This is a genomic window from Shewanella metallivivens (assembly GCF_028750675.1).
Classification (GTDB): domain Bacteria; phylum Pseudomonadota; class Gammaproteobacteria; order Enterobacterales; family Shewanellaceae; genus Shewanella; species Shewanella metallivivens.
On the sequence record NZ_JAQQPZ010000013.1, the window covers coordinates 1,161,854 to 1,181,538 of the forward strand.

The window sequence follows — 19,685 nt, forward strand, 5'->3', positions numbered from 1 at the left end:
TGGGTGCTCTCTTATAATTAGCAGTAATTAACGGTTACGCGATGTGCGCAATACTTCAGGTAACACACGGATCCGACGCATAACATTAGCTAGGTGGACGCGATCTTTCACTGAAATACGCAAATTAATCAAATACACTCGGCCATCACGTTCTTCTGTGCTGAGGTTGTGAATATTAGAACCCGCGGAGGCGATAATTGAAGTGATTTTAGCTAATGCACCATGATGGTTAACAATTTCAACCCGCAAATTCGCTTGGTATTCAACACCCTCAACGTTATCCCAGTGCACTGAAATGTACTTGTCTGGCTCGCCTTGATAACCACGAATATTGGCACAGCTTTCCATGTGAACGACTAAGCCTTTACCAGGGCTAACATGGGCGATGACCGCATCACCCGGGATAGGACGACAACAGTTAGCGTAAGTCACTAACATGCCTTCAGCACCACGGATTGGCATTTGCGGCTTTTCATTAGTGTGATCTTGTGAGTCAAACTGCTCGCCAACTAATCGTTGGGCAATCACAATGCTCATAGCGTTACCTAAACCAATATCAGCCAGTAATGAGTCGAGCGAAGCGTGTTTGGTTTCTTTAATGACTTTTTCGAGTAATTCAGGTGGAATCGTTTCGAGTTTAGTATCACCTAACGCATGGTTTAAAAGGCGCTTACCGAGTGCGATGGCGTTATCACCTTTTAGGCTCTTTAATACCTGACGGATCTTACCGCGAGCTTTACCTGTGACTACAAAGTTGAGCCATGCAGCATTGGGTCTTGCACCTTTAGCGGTAATAATTTCAACCGTTTGCCCAGAAATAAGCGGTTGGCTTAATGGATATGCTTGACGATTAACGCGTGCGCCAACGCATGAGTTGCCCACATCGGTGTGGACTTCATAGGCAAAGTCGACAGCGGTAGAGTTAACAGGTAGCTCTAAAATGCGGCCTTCTGGTGTAAAGACATAAATTTCTTCAGGAAAGAGTTCTGTTTTAACGTTTTCAACAAACTCAAATGAACTGCTGGCGCTCTGTTGCAATTCAAGCAGGCTTTGCATCCATTTACGAGCACGTACCTGAGTGGTGTTTTGTTTAGCTGCATCGGTGTTATTTTTATACATCCAATGTGCTGCAACACCTTTGTCAGCCATTTGGTCCATTTCTTCAGTGCGGATTTGCACTTCAACAGGCACAGCATGTGGACCAAATAAAGAGGTGTGCAGAGATTGATAACCATTGGCTTTGGGAATGGCGATATAATCTTTGAAGCGACCCGGGCGAGGTTTATATAAGCCATGCATCGCACCAAGCACTCGATAACTGGTATCGATTGAGTCAACAATAATTCTAAATGCGTAGATGTCCATCACTTCTTGGAATTGAAGCTCTTTGCTGCGCATTTTACAGTAAATAGAATAGAGGTTTTTCTCCCGGCCTTTGACTTTTGCTGGAATGCCAGCTTCTTCAAGGCGAGACTCAATTGCTGATTCAATACTGTTTATCAACTCTTTGCGATTGCCTCGTGCTGCTTTAACAACTTCTCGTATCACTCTATGTCGCATAGGGTAATAGGCTTGAAAACCTAAGTCTTCAAGTTCGATTTTAATGTTGTGAATGCCTAATCGGTTGGCAATGGGCGCATAAATTTCTAAGGTTTCGCGAGCAATGCGACGACGCTTGTCTGGGCGAAGCGCCCCAAGGGTTCGCATATTGTGGGTGCGGTCAGCCAACTTAATGAGGATCACTCGAATATCTTGAGTCATTGCCATCATCATTTTGCGGAAGTTTTCTGCTTGGGCTTCTTTTTTGTCGCGAAATTTGATTTTGTCTAGCTTAGATACACCTTCGACTAATTCCGCAACCGTAATACCAAACAGCTCAGTGAGCTCTTCTTTGGTGACGGGAGTGTCTTCGATGGTGTCATGGAGCAGGGCAGCCATAAGCGACTCGTGATCGAGTCGCATGTCCGCCAGAATGCGGCTTACCGCAACTGGGTGGGTAATGTAAGGCTCGCCACTTGTGCGCATTTGCCCTTCGTGGGCATCACGCGCAACCAAATAGGCCTGCTTGAGTAATTCGACTTGCTCCGGCTCTAAATAGCTGGACGCTGACTCTTTTAGACCTTCAAACAGATACAAGTGGCGCTACTCCTTAAACTACGCGGCCTTCTGCAATAGCTGCAACAGCTGCGATTTCAGCTGCTTCACGTTCACGCACAGTTTGGCGTTCGTCAGCATCTAATGTGTTTGAGGTGACTAAACCAAGTTCGATTTCGCGCAATGCGATAACCGTTGGCTTATCGTTCATCTCCTCAACCATAGGATCTTTACCTTGCACGGCGATTTGGCGTGCGCGACGCGCTGCAACCAGGATCATATCAAAACGGTTGCCGATTTTGTTTACGGCGTCTTCTACAGTTACGCGAGCCATGTGTTGAAACTCCAGTGTTATCTATGGGAAAAAATGACGCAAAATTGTACACTATGACAATTAATCTGCCAAGAGATCAATAAGCATACCATTGTGGGTATACTGCTGACTAGCACAGGTTAACCTTTGGCTACGAATAATTGCGTTTAAGTCGGTCAGAGCGGTATCAAAATCATCATTTACAATCACAAATTCATATTGTGAATAATGCGACATTTCAGATACCGCTTGTGCCATACGAGAATCAATGACTTGTTGGCTGTCTTGACCTCGGCCCGTTAGGCGGCGTTCAAGCTCTGCTTTTGATGGGGGTAAAATAAACACTCCAACAGCATAAGGCATGAGTTTTTTTACTTGCTCACCACCTTGCCAGTCGATATCTAAAAATACGTCGATACCTTTTGCCAGCGTTTGTTCTATTACGGTTTTTGATGTGCCGTAATAATTACCAAACACTTCAGCCCATTCAATAAATGCATCTTGTGCGATTAATGCCTTAAATTGTTCAACGTCGACAAAATGATAATGCTGGCCGTCAACTTCACCTGGACGAGGTTGGCGAGTGGTATGCGATACAGAAACCTGTTTATCGCAGGGTTTATCTTTTAACAGTGCCGAGATAAGAGACGATTTACCTGCGCCGCTGGGGGCTGACACAATAAAAAGATTTCCACGAGTGCTCATAAATTGGGTTTCTCATTGGTTATTCATTAAGAAAGCTTAATATTATACTCGTTAACAGTAAGGTTATGCTAGCGCTATGAGTACACAGATAATCCGTGGATAAGGTCGTTAGTTGAGCCTCAATTTGTGATGGGTGCCAGGGCATTATTTCGATAAAATAATTGCTTAAAGCACCCAAAGGCGCTGGCTTTATAAGATAAATTCTGTAGGCTTTGCGCTATTGTGTTCAATGGTGTTTTTTTGTTATTTATTTTGCGGGTTGATTGGCATCCCTTAGGGGGATTTGTCACAAATTTAAGTTTAACCATCAGTATTGCATGGTGTTGATTAACCGCAGCTTAGTAGACCTAATTGTAGTAAACCAATTATAGGAATGTTTGATGTTAGTAAAAACCCTGCTGTGCCGCGAAGGTCGTGACACAGGTTTAAGGTTAATGGCCATTGTATTTGCTGCTTTTGCTTTGTTGAGTATTGCGGCTTTGGTGTTTCCTGCAAGTATCATCATTTTAATCGCCACGGTTGTGTCGCTACCTATTGTTGGTTTATCGGCAATGCGCCGCTTACATGATGCGAATAAAACCATTACATTGATGCTCGTTTGCTTGTTGCCTGTACTTATCTTTGGCGTAGCAGCTTATTTTGAGGCGCCACTCGGGGTGTTAGCTGGGGTGTTTTTATTTGGGTTGGCTTGCGGTGGTTATTTAAGTTTTTTACCTACAAAAAATCATATTCAATATGCGCTTGGATATTATGGTCCTCATCGAGTAATGAATAGTGCGCAAAGCGCGATGCATCGCCGTCAAGACCCGGTGATGCAAGGTCAAGCGGTGAATGTTTCTATAATAGACAATCCACCTGTTAATCAGCCGGTTAACCCGCAAATGGCAAAGCATGACGCTTATACTGATGACGTGGAGCCGATCCACAATCTAAAGCATGATGAGTCTTTTATTTCCCAAGAGTTTGACGTTGCAGACGAACATGAAGCTGTTAGCAGCAATCTTTCAGCTAAGCGTGAGCGGAATAACCAACCCTTATATGTTGATCAGGATGCCTTACAGTCAGGCTCGATAACTGAGCTCGCCAAATCTTGGATTAATCTGGCCAAGTTGCATCAACAAAAATTGCTGTTTGCCGGCAAGATTTTGGCCGCTGTGATAGCGCTTGGATTATTGATTTATTTGGTGATCGCCTTAATTAATGCGTTTTCAAGCATAGATGATTCAGACACTGAGGCAGAAATGAGCCAAGGTGTGATTGAGCCCGTTAGCATGAGCAGGCAGATGGTTAAATTACCTGATGGTTTTTGGTTAGCCTTAGAAGGTGATGTGCTTATTTTGCGCTGGCTAGGTGACGCCGGAGACACGCAAAATCTATGGCGCTTGGCCAGTGCGGTTGGCGATAAAACCTGTGCAGAACTTGAATTTAATGATGGTAGTAAATTCAGACCTATGACCGTTGATTTACTTGCTGATGGCGCCACTGAAGCTAGGTTTACCCCTTTAGATAAGAACGTGATGGTGAACAATATTGCTTTGCGGGGAGATTTTAAATTGTGTGGCTATAAGTTTAGCTTAAAAGGTAGCCAGGCTGCATTAATGAAAAATCCGCAGTTTGAAACATTACTAAGCCAATAATGCTGGTTTAGATGGAGTATGTGATTGATTGAATTTATTAAACAAACTGTGTTGCCTCAGTTTGGCCTTGATTGCATTAATGCGTCAATCAGTACGTTGGGAAATGGTCATATTAACCAGACATTTTTAGTGATTGATGGCACTAAAAAAATCGTATTACAACAAATAAATACTCAAGTATTTACGCAACCTCATCAGGTGGTTAGTAATGCAGCTCGTATCAGCCAGCATTTATGCGCAAAACATCAGCTGCAAGAGTATTCACTTCAAGTTATTCGCCCTGTGGCGACGATGGCGGGTGACTTATATCTTGATCTTGAAGAGCAGGGTTTTTGGCGTGCTATCGATTATATAGAGCATAGCCATACGATTGAGTTGGTCACACAAACTGAACAAGCTGAAGCTGCCGCCTATGCTTTTGGTCATTTTGCAGCAGCGCTAAGTGATATGCCTTCAGCAAGCATTGATGATGTTATTGCTAATTTTTTAAATCTGCCAGATCGGATCCAACAATTAACCAATGCGGTTGATTGTGATGCTTTTGCGAGACTAAACACATGTCAGGAATGGGCTGAGTATGCACTGTCACAAACCGCACTACTTACTCAATTAGCTGAGTTTGAACGCTTATTACCACGACGAATTTGCCATAATGATACTAAAATTAACAACATGCTGTTTGATAAACGTGATATGTCCAGTATGGCGATTATTGACCTTGATACCTGTATGGCAGGTTATTTGATGTATGACTTTGGTGATATGGTTCGGGCATTCTGCTCGCCAGAGCCCGAAGACTCGACACATTTAGCTAAAGTGTATGCCCGCCCTGAAGTCATATCAGCGGCGACAACGGCCTATGTTCGTGCCCTTGATGGAGTGATAACCCCACTTGAAAAGCAAAGTTTATGGATAGGTATAAAAGCCATGACGTTAATGCTTGGCGTGCGTTTTTTAACAGATTATTTAAAAGGCGATGGTTATTTTGCAATTAAATACCCGTTACATAATCTAGACCGAGCCAAAAATCAGTTAACTATTTATCAAAGTTTACTTAAACAAGAGCCGCAATTAATCAAATTATTTGATTAATAAAAACGGTGTCTAGTTTTAATATTTAAGGTTGTTAGGGATGTCTAATTTAGTCGATAAATATAAATGGATTTTATTTGATGCAGACGAAACATTATTTCATTTTGATGCTTTTGCTGGCTTAAAATTAATGTTTTCGCGTTTTAACGTGGAGTTTAGTCTCGATGATTTTGCTGCTTACCAGCAAGTTAATAAACCACTTTGGGTAGATTACCAAAATGGTTTGATCAATGCTGCTCACTTACAACATACGCGTTTTACCCATTGGGCCAATAAATTATCTGTCACGCCACAGCATTTAAACAGCCAGTTTTTAGCGGCAATGGGCGATATTTGTCAACCTCTACCCGGTGCGCGCGAACTCGTTGACTCTTTAAGCGGTAAGGTTAATTTAGGGATCATTACCAATGGATTTACTGAGCTGCAAAGTATCCGTTTAAGTCGCACGGGTTTTCAAGATGCATTTAGTCCGGTCGTGATTTCAGAACAACTCGGTAAAGCAAAACCTGATGTGGCTATTTTCAATTATGCTTTTAGCTTGATGGGTGAGCCAGAAAAGCATCAGGTGTTAATGGTTGGTGATAACCTCCACTCTGATATTTTAGGCGGTATTAATGCCGGAATTGATACCTGTTGGTTAAACCATCATGGGGCTGAGGTGAGTGACGATATTTCACCGAGTTATCAGGTGAGTAACTTAGCAGAATTACAGCAATTGCTCATTCCAAGTTAATACCAATCTTTATTAGAATGTGATCTATTTTAGGCTGCGTCACTAGACCCAGTACAATGAAAATGACTGCAGGTGTAGTCATCTACATCAAAGTCATTTGAAGCCGTAATGGGGTTTGTGACGCAGCCCCGAAGGGCGAATTTATCCGTGTGGTATTCTTTGTTAGCCTTTCTTAACGTAGTGCACTATAACCTAGTGCACTATGCCCTCAAAAGGCAGCCTCGAATACCTCACTGATAACTTTCGCTAAAAGAGCACATTCTAATGCGGATTGGTATAATTGGTCCTATTCGTGTTATCAAATAAAAAAGCCATTCGATTGAATGGCTATTTATTTAATTAAGATACGTTTATTGGAATAAGTCTTCGGCAACATTGTCGATAAAGATATCGCCACTTTGCTGAGTTTCAGTGACGTATTCTTTAGGCTCTGTACCTTCAACAAAATATTCAAATGTGGTTGTATGATCTGTTTTGCGGGTTAATTTACCTGTGGCTAAATCAATGCGTGCAGAAACAATGCCCTGCGGCGGAATGACAGGATGTTCTGGCGTGCCAGCAAGCGCTTTATTCATAAAGTCGTTCCAACCTGGCCCAGCTGTCTTTGCACCCGCTTCAGCACCTGATATTTGGTCCGGTTCACCGTTTGCCATCCAACTAGATCGGCCTAATTGACGACCATGATCATCAAATCCAACCCAAAATGTAGAGGTTAGCGTTGGGTTAAAACCACTAAACCATGTGTCTCGCGATTCGTTTGTAGTCCCAGTTTTGCCGGCTATGTCATGACGCTTAATGAGCTTTGCAGCACGCCAAGCTGTGCCGTTCCAGCCAGTACCTTTACTCCAATCACCGCCGCCCCATATTACACTTTTGAGTGCTTCAGTGATCAAGAAGGCTGTTTGCTCAGAAATAATCTGTTTAGCAAATCGTGCATTAGGGTTGCTACAGGTATTTTCTTCAGCCGTTAACTGTGTTGTTTGATCCTCGACATTATCATTGGCTTCAATGGTCTCGCGTTGTTCAAATGCTGGTTGTGAGAGTTCTTCTGCCATGGCGGCAAATGGGTCATCAACATTGTTAATCACCTGCGTTGTCTCTTGTGGCTTATGACAAGCAATCGCAGGAATCGTTTGTTCAATCATATTGTCATAACCGTCCGTGACATGATCGATAAAGTACGGTTCAACTAAATATCCACCATTAGCAAAAACGTTAAATGCAGTAGCAACTTGCAAAGGTGTTACTGAAGGAGAACCTAATGCAAGTGATTCGTTACGGGGCAGATCGTTAGGGTCAAAGCCAAATTTCACCAGTTCTTTAATGGTGTTATCTAACCCAGCATGACGCATAGCCCTTACCGACATAACGTTAATCGATTGAGCTAAACCAACACGTAAACGCGTTGGACCACCATAAATATCTGGTGAGTTTTTAGGTCGCCAAGCTGTGCCCTGGCGTGTATCGGGTTTATTAATTGGCGCATTGTTAATTAATGTCGCTAAGGTGTAGTCCTTTTCAAGCGCTGCAGCATAAATGAATGGTTTAATGTTAGAGCCTAATTGACGCTTAGCCTGGGTGACACGGTTAAACTGACTTTGACTAAAGCTAAAGCCACCGACTAAGGTTCTGATTGCTCCATCATGAGGCTCAAGTGACACGGTTGCACTTGATACTAATGGGATTTGAGATAACTGCCAATATTGACCGTTATCGCGGATCCACACTTGCTGTCCCGCGGTGAGGATGTCGCTTGCTTGTTTGGGTGGCAAGCCTTGACGCTTGTCACTAATAAATTTGCGTGCCCACTTTAAGCCTTTCCATTCTAATGTAATCAGTTGTCCTTCACTGTTGAGCACTTGTGCTTGTTGATCACTCACGCTCATTACCGCAGCAGGGATGATACCTTGCATAGTTGAAGTGCGTTTTAATGTTGCGATGATTTCATCACGCGCTAATGGCGTCTCTGTCCATAACTCGGTAACTGGGCCGCGATAACCATGACGCTGATCATAGGCGAATACATTGTCACGCAAAGACTCTTGAGCCATTAACTGCAAATCAGATGAAATGGTGGTGTAAACGTTATACCCATTAGTGTACGCAGCTTCTTCACCGTATTTTTGGATCATGTAGTCGCGCGCCATTTCAGAAATATAAGGTGCGTATAAATCGATTTCTGCTCCATGGTATTTTGCAGTAGAAGGGCTGTTAATGGCTTCTTCATATTGCGCTTGAGTGATATTACGTTTTTCAAGCATGCGGCTTAATACCCAGTTACGACGCGCGATAGCGCGTTCAGGGTTACGGATTGGGTTAGCGGCTGAAGGCGCTTGTGGTAGACCTGCAATCATTGCCATTTCAGGTAGTGACAGCTGATTTAATTCTTTGCCGTAATACACTTGTGCTGCAGCGCCGACGCCATAAGCACGGTTACCTAAAAATGAACGGTTTAAATACAGTGCTAAGATTTCTTTTTTAGAGAGTGCTTTTTCAATCTTTAATGCTAAAAAGATTTCTTTTACTTTACGAATATAAGTTTTTTCGTTTGATAAAAAGAAACCTCGGGCTACCTGCTGAGTAATGGTACTGGCACCTTGGCTTTTTTTACCTGTGGTAATCAATATGGTTGCAGCACGAATAATACCAATAGGGTCAATGCCTCTGTGTTCAAAGAAGCGTGCATCTTCGGTGTCGAGTACCGCATTAATTAATTGCACTGGTACATCGTCATACTCCACAGGAATACGACGTTTCTCACCAAATTGTGAGATAAGTTTGCCGTCTTTGCTGTAAATGCGCAGCGGGGTTTGCAATTGAACCGTTTTTAATGAATTAACATCAGGTAAGTCGGGCAATACATAAAAGTATGCTGCTGTAATGGCGGCGACACCTAAAAGTGATAGGCTAAAAAAGGCGATTAATAAACGTTTAAACCACTTCACTCGATAATTCCAAAAAACAAAAATAGTGGCGTTAGTATATAAGCCGAAGAGTTTTTGGTGAAGTAAAACATGATTAAGTTAAAATAGTATTTGTAAAATGCAGAAACATTTTATACAAATACTTATAACGAGTTGATTATGTGCTAATCTCTTATAAAATAATAATAGAATTGTGATGACGGACTATGCTTTCTAAACTTTGGAAGCGGCAAGCACCTCAGATGGTTGGGATTGATATCGGGTCTCATGAAATAAAAGCCATTCTGTTGGGCAAGACTGCTGATGGATATAAAATTCAAAATCATGCATCGGTTCCTGTTAAGAAGGGAGCTGTGGTCGATCATGATATTCGAGATTCTGAAGCTGTAATGGAATCATTGCGACAGATTAAACGCATTTTACCTAAATCGGTAAAGTTTGCTGCTGTTGCTGTTTCCGGCTCAGCCGTTATGACCAAAGTCATTTATATGGATACGGCGTTGAACGAAGAAGAGATGGAGGCTCAGATTGAAATCGAAGCTGACAACCTTATTCCTTATTCGTTAGATGAAGTCAGCATCGATTTTGAGCGACTCAGCCCCAATATCACCGACCCGACTAAAGTTGATGTATTACTCAGTGCTTGCCGTAGTGAAAACATTGATTCTCGCGTTGATGCGTTAGATGCTATCGAATTAGATGTAAAAGTCGTTGATGTCGAAGCTTATGCGTTAGGTCGCTCAGCTGAATTGATTTACGGCCAGTTACCTGAAGGCGCTAAAGATAAATCAATTGCCATGGTCGATATTGGTGCGAATATGACCACCTTTTCTGTTGTCGAAAAAGGTGAGACCACCTTTATACGCGAGCAAGCCTTTGGGGGTGAATTGTTTACTCAATCCATTTTGTCATTTTACGGCATGCCGCATGACGAAGCTGAGCGCGCTAAGGTCACCAATCAACTGCCTCGAAATTATATGTTCGAGGTTTTGTCACCGTTTCAAACTCAATTATTACAACAAATAAAGCGTACTCTCCAAATTTACTGTACTGCAAGTGGTCGTGAAAAAGTTGACTACATCGTTCTTTGCGGCGGGACAGCTAAGCTAGAGGGAATGGCAGAGTTACTCACCAATGAGTTAGGTGCTCATACCATTGTCGCCGATCCTTTCCAAGGCTGTTTACACGCAGATGACACCATGAAAAGCCAACTTCAACCTACTATAAGTAAGTATATGGTGGCATGTGGTCTTGCGTTGAGGAGTTACGCTCAATGGCGAACATAAACCTTTTACCATGGCGTGAAGAGGCCAGAGAAAAACAAAAACGCGACTATATCGGTATACTTGCGCTTGTTTTTTTAGTGACTTCATTACTGGTTTATCTTTTTCTCAGCTTTTTAGAATTAGTGACAGATGACCAACGTCAGCGTAATGCCTATCTTCAATCCGAGATAGACTTATTAGACACACAGATAGCAGAAATAAGAAAAATCACTGAGCGCAAAAAAGACATTGAGCGTCGTACTGAAATTATTCTTAATTTGCAGCAATCACGTAATTTACCTACTCATGTATTAGATGAACTCGTTCGTATCGTGCCGCCAGGGATCTACCTTTCGAGTATTGAAAAGAAGGGCAGCATCTTATGGATTGAAGGGCGTAGCGAATCGAATAACAACGTCGCCAATATGATGAGAAAAGTGAAAACATCGTCTTATTTAAATGATCCTAATATGCAGTCGATTGTGACGCAAAATGAAGAGTTAAGACAATTACAAAGCTTCAAACTGCGTGTGACTATTCGTGATGACTCACAATCAACCGCTGTCGATACCAGCCAAGGAGCGAGAAAATGAATCTCGACCTAGACCAATTTAATGATATCGATTTTGAGAACATCGGCGGCTGGCCTAAGCTCGTTAAAATTGTGTTTGCCGCGTTTTTATCCATATGTGTTATTGGCGCCAGTTATTATTTGTTTATTTCAGATACCATTGATGTAATGGAAGCGGAGCAACGTAAAGAGATACAATTACGTGAAGACTTTGAAAGTAAATATCGCTTAGCTGCAAACTTAAAACTTTACCGCGAACAATTGGTGGTAATGGAAGCACAGTTTGCTGAATTATTAAAAATGTTACCGTCAGAAAATGAAATGCCAGGCCTGTTAGATGATTTAACATTTGTCGCAACGGATGCTGGACTTCGAATTAACAGCTTAGATTGGGACGACGAAATTGAACGAGATTTTTATATCGAGTTCCCAATCAAAATGGCTGTTCAAGGCGATTACCATCAAATAGGTAATATGGTCAGTGGTGTTGCGAAACTACCGCGAATTGTAAGCTTGCACGATTTTGTTATCAAGCGAAATGATACTGGCGGTTTATCAATGGATATTCTTGCGAAAACTTATCGCTTTAAAGAAGGTGCAGAGTTACCACCACAGACAAATAAGGGGCAGAAATAATGAAATTACTTCCTCTTTTTGTGATTATGTCGTTTTTATTAACTGGTTGTATTGGCGATCGTAGTGATTTAGAGCTATTTGTTACTACTACTAAGGCGCAACATGTTGCACGTATACCGCCTTTAAAAGAAACACCTAAGTTCGAGCATTTTGCATATCAAGCAGAACTTATGCGTAGCCCTTTTGTTCCGCCTTCAAGGGAGTTAACAGAAGAAGTCATCGATACATCAAAGGACTGTTTACAACCAGACTTAAAACGTCGTAAGGGACGCTTAGAGACTTATGCACTCGACAATTTAAGGATGCGTGGAACACTAAGTGAAGACGGTACTATTTGGGCGTTAGTCGAATCAACTGATGCTAATGTGTATCGTTTAGGTGTGGGTGAATATTTAGGGCTTTATCATGGCCGAATTGCAAAGGTTACTCCGCAATTTATCGAAATTATTGAATTAATCCCTGATGGTTCAGGTTGCTGGGCAGAAAGATCTAGCAACTTAGAATTATCAGGAAAATAACGTGCGAAGGATGAGGGAATAATGGAATCTTCTGCCGCGATGAAAAAAGCAATAACAAACTCATCATTGTGTAAAGCGCTTATAAGTGCAGTGTTGTTCGTGGCTATTGTGCCAAGTGCATTCGCAGCTAATCGCCTTATGGATGTAAAATATCATTCTATTGTTGATCACCAACTAGAAGTCGAATTTGTATTCGAGTCAGCAGTGACATCACCTACGGTGGATTTGTCAGCTGACCCAGCAGAGATCATGCTTAACTTTGCAGATACAATTTCAAACCTAAATAAAGGTGTGATACCGGTAGACCAGGTCGGTGTAGAGCAACTAAGTGCTCAACAACAAGGTGGCGATTTGCAAATTGTTGTTGCCTTAAGCCAGGTTAAGCCATACCAAGGAAAAATTGTTGGTAACAGTTATCGCTTAACCATTAACGATGATGTAGCAGGCCCAGATCAAGCTAGTAACCCGTTTGTTAATGGTATTAAAAGTATCGACTTTCGCCGAAATAAAACCGGTGGTGGTGAGATATTATTTAATTTAAATAACCGCTCTGTTGCTGCAAACGTTGAACAAGTGGGGTCAAAACTAGAAATCAAATTATACAATACTGACATTGGTAATGATTTATTGTACGTAATGGACGTGCAAGACTTTGCCACCCCAGTAAATAGTTTTGAAACCTTTAAAGATGACTTAACAGCGCGAATTATGGTTGATGTAGAAGGCAACTATGATTACAACTACCGTCAAGACGGCGATATATTTAAAGTCAGCGTAGATAAAGTTGAACGAGTGTCTGTGGCTAAAGAAGCCAAAAAATACAATGGTCGCTCATTGTCATTGAACTTCCAAAATATTTCAGTACGTACCGTTTTACAAATTATTGCGGATTATAATAATTTTAACTTAGTGACAAGTGACACTGTAGAAGGTGATATTACCTTACGCTTAGACGATGTACCTTGGGACCAAGCGTTAGACTTAATCTTACAAACTAAAGGCCTTGATAAACGCATTGAAGGTAATATTTTAATGGTTGCGCCAAGTGAAGAGCTGGCTATCCGTGAAAGTAATGACCTTAAAAATAAACAAGAAGTAAAAGAATTAGCGCCGCTATATTCTGAGTACTTACAAATTAACTATGCAAAAGCCCTAGATATAGCCGAGTTATTGAAAACACCAGAATCAACCTTATTATCTAACCGTGGTAGTGTTGCCGTTGATGAACGTACTAACACATTATTAGTTAAAGATACGGCTGACATTTTAGAAAACGTACATCGTTTAATTGAAGTGCTCGATATCCCAATCAAGCAAGTATTAATCGAAGCTCGTATGGTGACAGTAAAAGATGATGTCAGTGAAGACCTAGGTGTACGCTGGGGTATTACTGACCAACAAGGTTCAGATGGCACCTCGGGTACGCTTGAAGGCGCAAGTGACATTGCCGGTGGTACGATTCCAAGTCTAGATGACCGCTTAAATGTAAACTTACCGGCATCAGCGACATCGGCTACCAGCATTGCTTTTCATGTGGCTAAGTTAGCTGATGGTACTGTACTTGATTTTGAATTAAGTGCATTAGAGCAAGAAAACAAAGGTGAGATCATTGCTAGCCCGCGTATTACTACTTCAAACCAGAAGTCGGCATACATTGAGCAGGGTGTTGAAATTCCTTATGTAGAATCAGCCTCTAGCGGTGCAACAACCGTAACCTTTAAGAAAGCAGTGTTATCATTACGTGTAACACCACAAATTACCCCTGATGATCGCGTTATCCTTGATCTCGAAATTACTCAAGATTCACAAGGTACAACCGTTGCAACAGCCACGGGTGAAGCGGTAGCGATTGATACACAGCGAATTGGTACTCAGGTGTTAGTGAATAATGGTGAAACGATTGTGCTGGGTGGTATTTATCAGCAAAATCTTATCAGTAGTGTGAGTAAAGTGCCGGTTTTGGGTGATATTCCATTAGTTGGCTTCTTATTTAGAAACACATCGGACACCAATGAGCGTCAAGAGTTATTGATATTTGTGACACCTAAAATCGTAACTGAAAAACTGTAGTATAGACAACTACATCAGTTAACGTTGACCATAAAAAGCCAGCATTAAAAGCTGGCTTTTTTGTTGCAAGTGTTTCTGTTTGCCAAGGGGTTCACACTTGGCATAATCTGTCGAAAATTAATTAAATCAGTATAAATCGCTGCGATGACTTGCAAGCGATGGCCCTAAACTGAGATAATCCTTCGTCAAGTCTCATTAGAGCAAGGTTAAATTATAGGTCGGCTTGAGTTTAAGTCGATAAGGCATTCTTCCATATAAGATTCAGACGTATACGAAATGGCTGAAAAACGTAATATTTTTCTGGTAGGCCCTATGGGCGCAGGTAAAAGCACAATTGGTCGCCATCTGGCACAAATGCTGCATTTAGATTTCCACGATTCAGATCACGAGATTGAACAACGTACCGGTGCAGACATTGCCTGGGTGTTTGATGTTGAAGGTGAAGAAGGCTTCCGTCGTCGTGAAGCACAAGTCATCGCTGATCTTTCAGAAAGGCAAGGTATCGTTCTCGCAACAGGTGGTGGTTCTGTTCAGAGTAAAGATATCCGCAACTATCTTTCTGCTCGAGGTATAGTAGTTTACTTAGAAACAACTATCGACAAACAAGTCGCGCGTACTCAGCGTGATAAACGTCGTCCGTTGTTACAAGTAGACGATCCACGCGAAGTTCTTGAAAGCTTAGCTGAAATCCGTAATCCTTTATACGAAGAGATTGCTGATGTCATTGTTAAGACAGATGAACAAAGCGCGAAGATTGTCGCAAACCAAATTATCGAGCAACTAGGCTTTTAGGTAGAATTCATGCAACAGATTCAGGTTCAATTAGGTGATAGAAGTTACCCCATTTACATTGGCCAGAATTTGATGAGTGACAGCGAGGTTTTTACTCGCTATCTACAGCATAAAAAAGCCTTAATTGTTTCAAATGACACCATTGCTCCGTTGTACCTTGAACAGGTACAACAGGCGATGAGTGCCTGCACATCTATTGAAACGGTTATTTTGCCTGACGGCGAAAAATACAAAGACTTACAACACCTCGACAGGATCTTTACCGGTTTACTTGAGCATAATTTTGCTCGAGATTCTGTGTTGGTTGCTCTAGGCGGTGGTGTGGTTGGTGATATGACAGGCTTTGCAGCTGCATGTTATCAGCGAGGTATTGATTTTATTCAAGTGCCGACAACCTTGCTTTCTCAAGTTGACTCATCTGTAGGTGGTAAAACAGCGGTGAATCATCCTATGGGCAAGAACATGATAGGTGCATTTTACCAGCCTAAGTCAGTGATTATTGATACCTTGTGTTTACAGACATTACCCGCAAATGAGTTTGCTGCAGGAATGGCTGAAGTGATCAAATATGGCATTATTTGGGATGGTGATTTTTTTCAGTGGCTTGAGCAAAATGTGCAAGCATTAAAAGCACTTGATACCGATGCATTAACCTATGCCATTGCAAAGTGCTGTCAAATTAAAGCTGATGTCGTTGAGCAAGATGAAACTGAGCAAGGTGTTCGTGCGTTGCTTAATCTTGGTCATACTTTTGGTCATGCAATTGAAGCTGAAATGGGCTATGGCGTTTGGTTGCACGGTGAAGCTGTTGCTGCAGGTACCATACTCGCGGCGCAAACAGCATACAAAATGAAGCTATTAGATGAAGTGAGTGTTGAGCGTATAACCTTGTTGATGCAAGCGTTTGACTTACCGGTCGCTGCGCCAGATTCTATGGATTTTCAAAGCTTTATCAAACATATGCGCCGTGATAAAAAAGTACTAGGCGGAAAAATTCGTTTAGTCTTACCAACCCAAATTGGCCAAGCTGATGTATTTAGTGAGGTAAGTGAAGACTTACTTAATCAGGTTATCAGTCGCGCGTAAATTAAGTGTGGTGACGTTTTGACAACTTCAGGTCTTTTGTTACTTCCCACTCAAGAAGCGCTAGTACAGCGTTTACAGCATATCACTAGTTATAGTGAGCAACTGCTTGTGTTATGTGGTGAGAAAGGCGCCGGTAAATCAACGCTTACCGCCGCGCTAGCAAGTGAGCTTGAGGACTATAATTCGGCACTGATTATCTGTCCGCAACACGCCGATAGCGCTGAAATTCGTCGTAAAATTTTAGTGCAATTAATCTCAGCCCCCATTTTTGATGACGAACGTCCTTTGATGGACACGGTCCTTCGAATTCAATCAAGCCTTAAGAAGCCGCTGCATATTATTATTGATGATGCTGATTATTTGCCTAAAGATATTTGGGCAGAATGCATTTTATTAAGCCAAATTCAATGCGCGGGCAAGTCTGTGGCGGTAACCATGACAGTTGAGCCGAATTTCTGGCGTACGCTTATGGCGGATCTTACTGATGAAACTCGGTCACTGTTATTACAGGTGACTATCGAGCCTTTACCGAGTGCAGAGCGTGATGGCCTTTATCAAAGCTTGCTATTACGCAGCCAAAAAACGCCTTTTATTCCTCGAGAAATCATTCATAAACAACTCGAAAAACAAAATGGCACTCCTAAAGAGGTTGTCGATTTATTAACTTTGGCGTTAGAAGCACCAGCAGTTGATGCGCAAAAACAGTCGTTCAGCGCTAAAGTAGCAACATATTTTGCTGTTATCGCCATTTTGTTAACTGCCATGTGGTTTGCTTACCAGTATACCTCGTTGACGGATTCGCCCGTTTCTACACTTGAGCTTACTGTAGAGCAAGCTGCACAACGCCAAAAAGCCAACCAATTTTTATTCAATTACGGTAAACAGATTTTAGCTGAGTATTTTGAACATCGACAATGGCTTGCAACAAAAAATACTGCTAAACAACAAGCTAATGCGCTTATACAGCAACAAGTTGAAGCCGATTTAGTTACCGAGACTGAAGTCGTAGAAACGGATATTGTACCCGCTGATAATCATACCGATGTCGAGGTTAACTCTTCTTTAGATGGGCTGTCGTTTCAAGGGAAACTGCCTAAAGCGCAGGCACAAGCAATTGCTCAGCCTAGCCAAATTGTTGAAAGAGATAACACGCCAGCCAAAATAAAAGGGTTTACCTTACAGCTCGTGAGTGTGAACGATAAATCATCTTTATCGCCAATTTTGACTAAGTTGGCGCAAGAGACGCAAGTGTATGTGATGAGTCATAAACAACGATATGTGATTTTCCTTGGCGATTTTAATACAGCCGCTGAGGCTGCTATAAAAGCACAACAGATACAGACTGAATATCGGTTAGCTGCGCCTTGGGTAAGAAAATGGGCTGATTTAACGGATTATAAGCGACTGGAATAACCTGTTAGCGGTGACGCGTCTAGATAAAAAATATCAATATCCAAAACAATAAATCTTTTTTAGCCGATGATAAATAGCATTAAACAGAGTACAATCATCAGCTTTAATTTGCTGGCATAGTTCCTATTCATGATAAAAAAGCATAGAGCCTTTCTAAAGTGGGCAGGCGGAAAATACAAACTCGTAGATGAGCTAGCAAAGCACCTCCCAGATGGAAACCGTCTTATTGAACCTTTTGTCGGTGCCGGTTCCGTGTTTCTGAATACCAACTACAAGCAATATTTACTGTGTGATATTAATCAAGATTTGATTAATCTTTATCAAATCGTTAAACAACAGCCTGAGGCCTATATCAAGGCTGCAAAAGCAATGTTTGTCGATGAGATGAACAATAAAGATGCGTATTATCGTGTGCGTGCCGAATTTAATTTATCACGCGATCCTTTTACTCGTTCAGTGTATTTTTTATATATGAACCGTCATGGTTTTAATGGCTTGTGTCGTTACAATCGTAAAGGTGGATTTAATGTCCCTTTTGGATCGTATAAAAAACCGTATTTTCCTGAAGCTGAAATCCGCTATTTTTCACTCAAGGCACAACAGGCCACGTTCAAATGTGTCAGTTACGAGCAAGCGTTCGGTTTTGCTAAAAGTGGTGATGTGATTTACTGTGATCCGCCTTATGCACCTTTATCAACTACCGCCAGTTTTACCACTTATGCTGGTCCTGGGTTTAGCCTAGACGATCAAGCGTTACTTGCACGTCATTCAAGACATATTGCCCACGAGCGTGATATTCCGGTATTGATTAGTAACCACGATATCCCTCTTACGCGTGAATTATATCGTGGCGCCGCTTTTTCAACGATTTCGGTGCAACGTAACATCAGCCAAAAAGGCAGTTCACGTAATAAAGTCGATGAGATTATGGCCCTGTATGATCATCACTATCGCCATGATGATTAGGTTTGATGCATAATGACTTAAAGAACAACAGGTCTTAGTTAAGAACTTGGTTTACAATCAGTATTAATGAAATCACTAAGCCTATGGCTAAAATAATTCCCATGATAATAAAAGGAAGTGGTGATTGAGATTGAAAATCTTTTTGACGATTCTGTTCAGTTTGCACCCCAAAGAACGCTGCAACTGTGCTACTGAATACGCGCCAAAATGACATGATGGCTATATCTTTTCAACGCTACTAGAGGTGGGCATATCTTGCAGGGGCTTGTCTTTGTGGCCGTGGAGCAATTCGAGTAGGTCGATAAAATGAAATTGACTAGAGCGACTATTACCTGTAACCCAGTTTCCCCAGCTAACATTGTTTGATTGCTCTGCACAGCGGTTAGATGGGTGACTACTTGGTAGGCTGTTGTTGTAGCTTTTGGTGTTGTCGCAAACACACGCTTTAGTTTCTGCGGTTTCCACCTCATGGGCCATCATGGCTTGACTCAACAACAACGCGCAGGCAGATGTTGCAAATACAGCATAAATCGGTGCTGGTAATAATTTACCATCACGACCAGAAATCTTGCTCAATAATTGCTTAACCATAAGGTTTGCCCTATCCGTGGTTTATGTCTAATACCTAACATGTTGTCACCGCATTAATATAGCAATCACAGCGTAATAGTGCCAATGCTGTGCGGTTATCAGCTTAGGGTTATAACAAAGCTTGCATTAAACAAGCGTTAAAATGCAACGCTTCATTTTATAGCTCAATTATTATAGCAAAATAGCTTAGTTATTGAACACTGCTTTATTGGCAAAAAGCAACAAATCCGACTTCTGGTCTAATTTTTGATAAATATCCTTAATTGAAAGGCTTTTTTG

General features: G+C 41.7%; 18 protein-coding genes. 12 read left to right on the forward strand and 6 right to left on the reverse strand.

The genetic code is table 11. The features are described 5' to 3' along the window. Positions 1 to 27 precede the first annotated feature (27 nt). The 3 genes from spoT to gmk are packed head-to-tail and all read right to left on the reverse strand — an operon-like array spanning position 28 to position 3,112. On the reverse strand, positions 28 to 2,136 hold the full coding sequence (gene spoT / locus PQR79_RS17930; protein ID WP_238104559.1) for a bifunctional GTP diphosphokinase/guanosine-3',5'-bis pyrophosphate 3'-pyrophosphohydrolase: 2,109 nt from the start codon (positions 2,134 to 2,136) through the stop codon (positions 28 to 30). Positions 2,137 to 2,149: 13 nt separating this feature from the next. Further along, positions 2,150 to 2,428, reverse strand: coding sequence for a DNA-directed RNA polymerase subunit omega (gene rpoZ, locus PQR79_RS17935; protein WP_160051914.1), 279 nt, complete (start codon positions 2,426 to 2,428; stop codon positions 2,150 to 2,152). A 60-nt stretch (positions 2,429 to 2,488) separates the two neighbouring features. Continuing rightward, positions 2,489 to 3,112: a guanylate kinase gene (gene gmk, locus PQR79_RS17940; protein WP_238104557.1), complete on the reverse strand. Its 624-nt coding sequence runs from the start codon at positions 3,110 to 3,112 to the stop codon at positions 2,489 to 2,491. A 380-nt stretch (positions 3,113 to 3,492) separates the two neighbouring features. Between gmk and PQR79_RS17945 the strand changes: the two genes are divergently transcribed. The 3 genes from PQR79_RS17945 to yjjG are packed head-to-tail and all read left to right on the forward strand — an operon-like array spanning position 3,493 to position 6,574. Beyond that, on the forward strand, positions 3,493 to 4,749 hold the full coding sequence (locus PQR79_RS17945) for a DUF805 domain-containing protein (protein ID WP_238104555.1): 1,257 nt from the start codon (positions 3,493 to 3,495) through the stop codon (positions 4,747 to 4,749). Positions 4,750 to 4,773: 24 nt separating this feature from the next. Next, positions 4,774 to 5,841: a phosphotransferase enzyme family protein gene (locus PQR79_RS17950; RefSeq protein ID WP_238104553.1), complete on the forward strand. Its 1,068-nt coding sequence runs from the start codon at positions 4,774 to 4,776 to the stop codon at positions 5,839 to 5,841. Between the two features lie 40 nt (positions 5,842 to 5,881). Next, a complete protein-coding gene (gene yjjG / locus PQR79_RS17955; protein WP_238104551.1) occupies positions 5,882 to 6,574 on the forward strand; it encodes a pyrimidine 5'-nucleotidase in 693 nt (230 codons plus the stop codon). A 350-nt stretch (positions 6,575 to 6,924) separates the two neighbouring features. Here yjjG and PQR79_RS17960 read toward each other — a convergent pair whose 3' ends face one another. Continuing rightward, positions 6,925 to 9,519 carry a penicillin-binding protein 1A gene (locus PQR79_RS17960; RefSeq protein ID WP_238104549.1) on the reverse strand — a complete coding sequence of 865 codons (2,595 nt, stop codon included), beginning with the start codon at positions 9,517 to 9,519 and terminating at the stop codon, positions 6,925 to 6,927. A 185-nt stretch (positions 9,520 to 9,704) separates the two neighbouring features. On the opposite strand from PQR79_RS17960, the gene PQR79_RS17965 reads away from it, so the two are divergent. From PQR79_RS17965 to PQR79_RS18005, 9 genes are all read left to right on the forward strand, one after another. Next, positions 9,705 to 10,784 (forward strand): pilus assembly protein PilM, encoded by a 1,080-nt coding sequence (locus tag PQR79_RS17965; RefSeq protein ID WP_238104547.1) that lies wholly within the window; start codon positions 9,705 to 9,707, stop codon positions 10,782 to 10,784. Further along, positions 10,772 to 11,356 carry a PilN domain-containing protein gene (locus tag PQR79_RS17970; RefSeq protein WP_238104545.1) on the forward strand — a complete coding sequence of 195 codons (585 nt, stop codon included), beginning with the start codon at positions 10,772 to 10,774 and terminating at the stop codon, positions 11,354 to 11,356. Before PQR79_RS17965 ends, PQR79_RS17970 begins: the two co-directional genes overlap by 13 nt. Continuing rightward, on the forward strand, positions 11,353 to 11,970 hold the full coding sequence (locus PQR79_RS17975; RefSeq protein WP_238104543.1) for a type IV pilus inner membrane component PilO: 618 nt from the start codon (positions 11,353 to 11,355) through the stop codon (positions 11,968 to 11,970). Before PQR79_RS17970 ends, PQR79_RS17975 begins: the two co-directional genes overlap by 4 nt. Further along, entirely contained in the window at positions 11,970 to 12,488 is a 519-nt protein-coding gene (locus PQR79_RS17980; protein ID WP_188925534.1) for a pilus assembly protein PilP, read from the forward strand. The genes PQR79_RS17975 and PQR79_RS17980 overlap by 1 nt, the downstream gene beginning before the upstream one ends. A gap of 21 nt (positions 12,489 to 12,509) precedes the next feature. Continuing rightward, entirely contained in the window at positions 12,510 to 14,558 is a 2,049-nt protein-coding gene (locus PQR79_RS17985) for a type IV pilus secretin PilQ (RefSeq protein ID WP_238104541.1), read from the forward strand. A 276-nt stretch (positions 14,559 to 14,834) separates the two neighbouring features. Further along, entirely contained in the window at positions 14,835 to 15,350 is a 516-nt protein-coding gene (gene aroK / locus PQR79_RS17990) for a shikimate kinase AroK (RefSeq protein WP_160051903.1), read from the forward strand. 9 nt (positions 15,351 to 15,359) lie between these two features. Continuing rightward, positions 15,360 to 16,436: a 3-dehydroquinate synthase gene (gene aroB / locus PQR79_RS17995; RefSeq protein WP_238104539.1), complete on the forward strand. Its 1,077-nt coding sequence runs from the start codon at positions 15,360 to 15,362 to the stop codon at positions 16,434 to 16,436. Between the two features lie 18 nt (positions 16,437 to 16,454). Further along, positions 16,455 to 17,849 (forward strand): ATP-binding protein, encoded by a 1,395-nt coding sequence (locus tag PQR79_RS18000; protein ID WP_238104537.1) that lies wholly within the window; start codon positions 16,455 to 16,457, stop codon positions 17,847 to 17,849. Between the two features lie 129 nt (positions 17,850 to 17,978). Further along, positions 17,979 to 18,815, forward strand: a complete 837-nt coding sequence (locus tag PQR79_RS18005; protein ID WP_238104535.1) for a Dam family site-specific DNA-(adenine-N6)-methyltransferase — start codon at positions 17,979 to 17,981, stop codon at positions 18,813 to 18,815. A 34-nt stretch (positions 18,816 to 18,849) separates the two neighbouring features. On the opposite strand, the gene PQR79_RS18010 is transcribed toward PQR79_RS18005, so the two are convergent. Both PQR79_RS18010 and PQR79_RS18015 read right to left on the reverse strand, forming a co-directional pair. Continuing rightward, positions 18,850 to 19,029, reverse strand: coding sequence for a DUF2970 domain-containing protein (locus tag PQR79_RS18010; RefSeq protein WP_238104533.1), 180 nt, complete (start codon positions 19,027 to 19,029; stop codon positions 18,850 to 18,852). A 5-nt stretch (positions 19,030 to 19,034) separates the two neighbouring features. Further along, positions 19,035 to 19,406, reverse strand: a complete 372-nt coding sequence (locus tag PQR79_RS18015; RefSeq protein ID WP_238104531.1) for a hypothetical protein — start codon at positions 19,404 to 19,406, stop codon at positions 19,035 to 19,037. Positions 19,407 to 19,685 lie beyond the last annotated feature (279 nt).

Coding starts and splice junctions, on each gene's coding strand:
- PQR79_RS18005 (WP_238104535.1), top strand. CDS start 17,979: ATGATAAAAAAGCATAGAGCCTTTCTAAAGTGGGCAGGCGGAAAATAC.
- PQR79_RS17965 (WP_238104547.1), top strand. CDS start 9,705: ATGCTTTCTAAACTTTGGAAGCGGCAAGCACCTCAGATGGTTGGGATT.
- rpoZ (WP_160051914.1), bottom strand. CDS start 2,428: ATGGCTCGCGTAACTGTAGAAGACGCCGTAAACAAAATCGGCAACCGT.
- PQR79_RS17975 (WP_238104543.1), top strand. CDS start 11,353: ATGAATCTCGACCTAGACCAATTTAATGATATCGATTTTGAGAACATC.
- aroB (WP_238104539.1), top strand. CDS start 15,360: ATGCAACAGATTCAGGTTCAATTAGGTGATAGAAGTTACCCCATTTAC.
- gmk (WP_238104557.1), bottom strand. CDS start 3,112: ATGAGCACTCGTGGAAATCTTTTTATTGTGTCAGCCCCCAGCGGCGCA.
- PQR79_RS17970 (WP_238104545.1), top strand. CDS start 10,772: ATGGCGAACATAAACCTTTTACCATGGCGTGAAGAGGCCAGAGAAAAA.
- PQR79_RS18010 (WP_238104533.1), bottom strand. CDS start 19,029: ATGTCATTTTGGCGCGTATTCAGTAGCACAGTTGCAGCGTTCTTTGGG.
- yjjG (WP_238104551.1), top strand. CDS start 5,882: ATGTCTAATTTAGTCGATAAATATAAATGGATTTTATTTGATGCAGAC.
- PQR79_RS17985 (WP_238104541.1), top strand. CDS start 12,510: ATGGAATCTTCTGCCGCGATGAAAAAAGCAATAACAAACTCATCATTG.
- PQR79_RS18015 (WP_238104531.1), bottom strand. CDS start 19,406: ATGGTTAAGCAATTATTGAGCAAGATTTCTGGTCGTGATGGTAAATTA.
- PQR79_RS17945 (WP_238104555.1), top strand. CDS start 3,493: ATGTTAGTAAAAACCCTGCTGTGCCGCGAAGGTCGTGACACAGGTTTA.
- PQR79_RS17980 (WP_188925534.1), top strand. CDS start 11,970: ATGAAATTACTTCCTCTTTTTGTGATTATGTCGTTTTTATTAACTGGT.
- aroK (WP_160051903.1), top strand. CDS start 14,835: ATGGCTGAAAAACGTAATATTTTTCTGGTAGGCCCTATGGGCGCAGGT.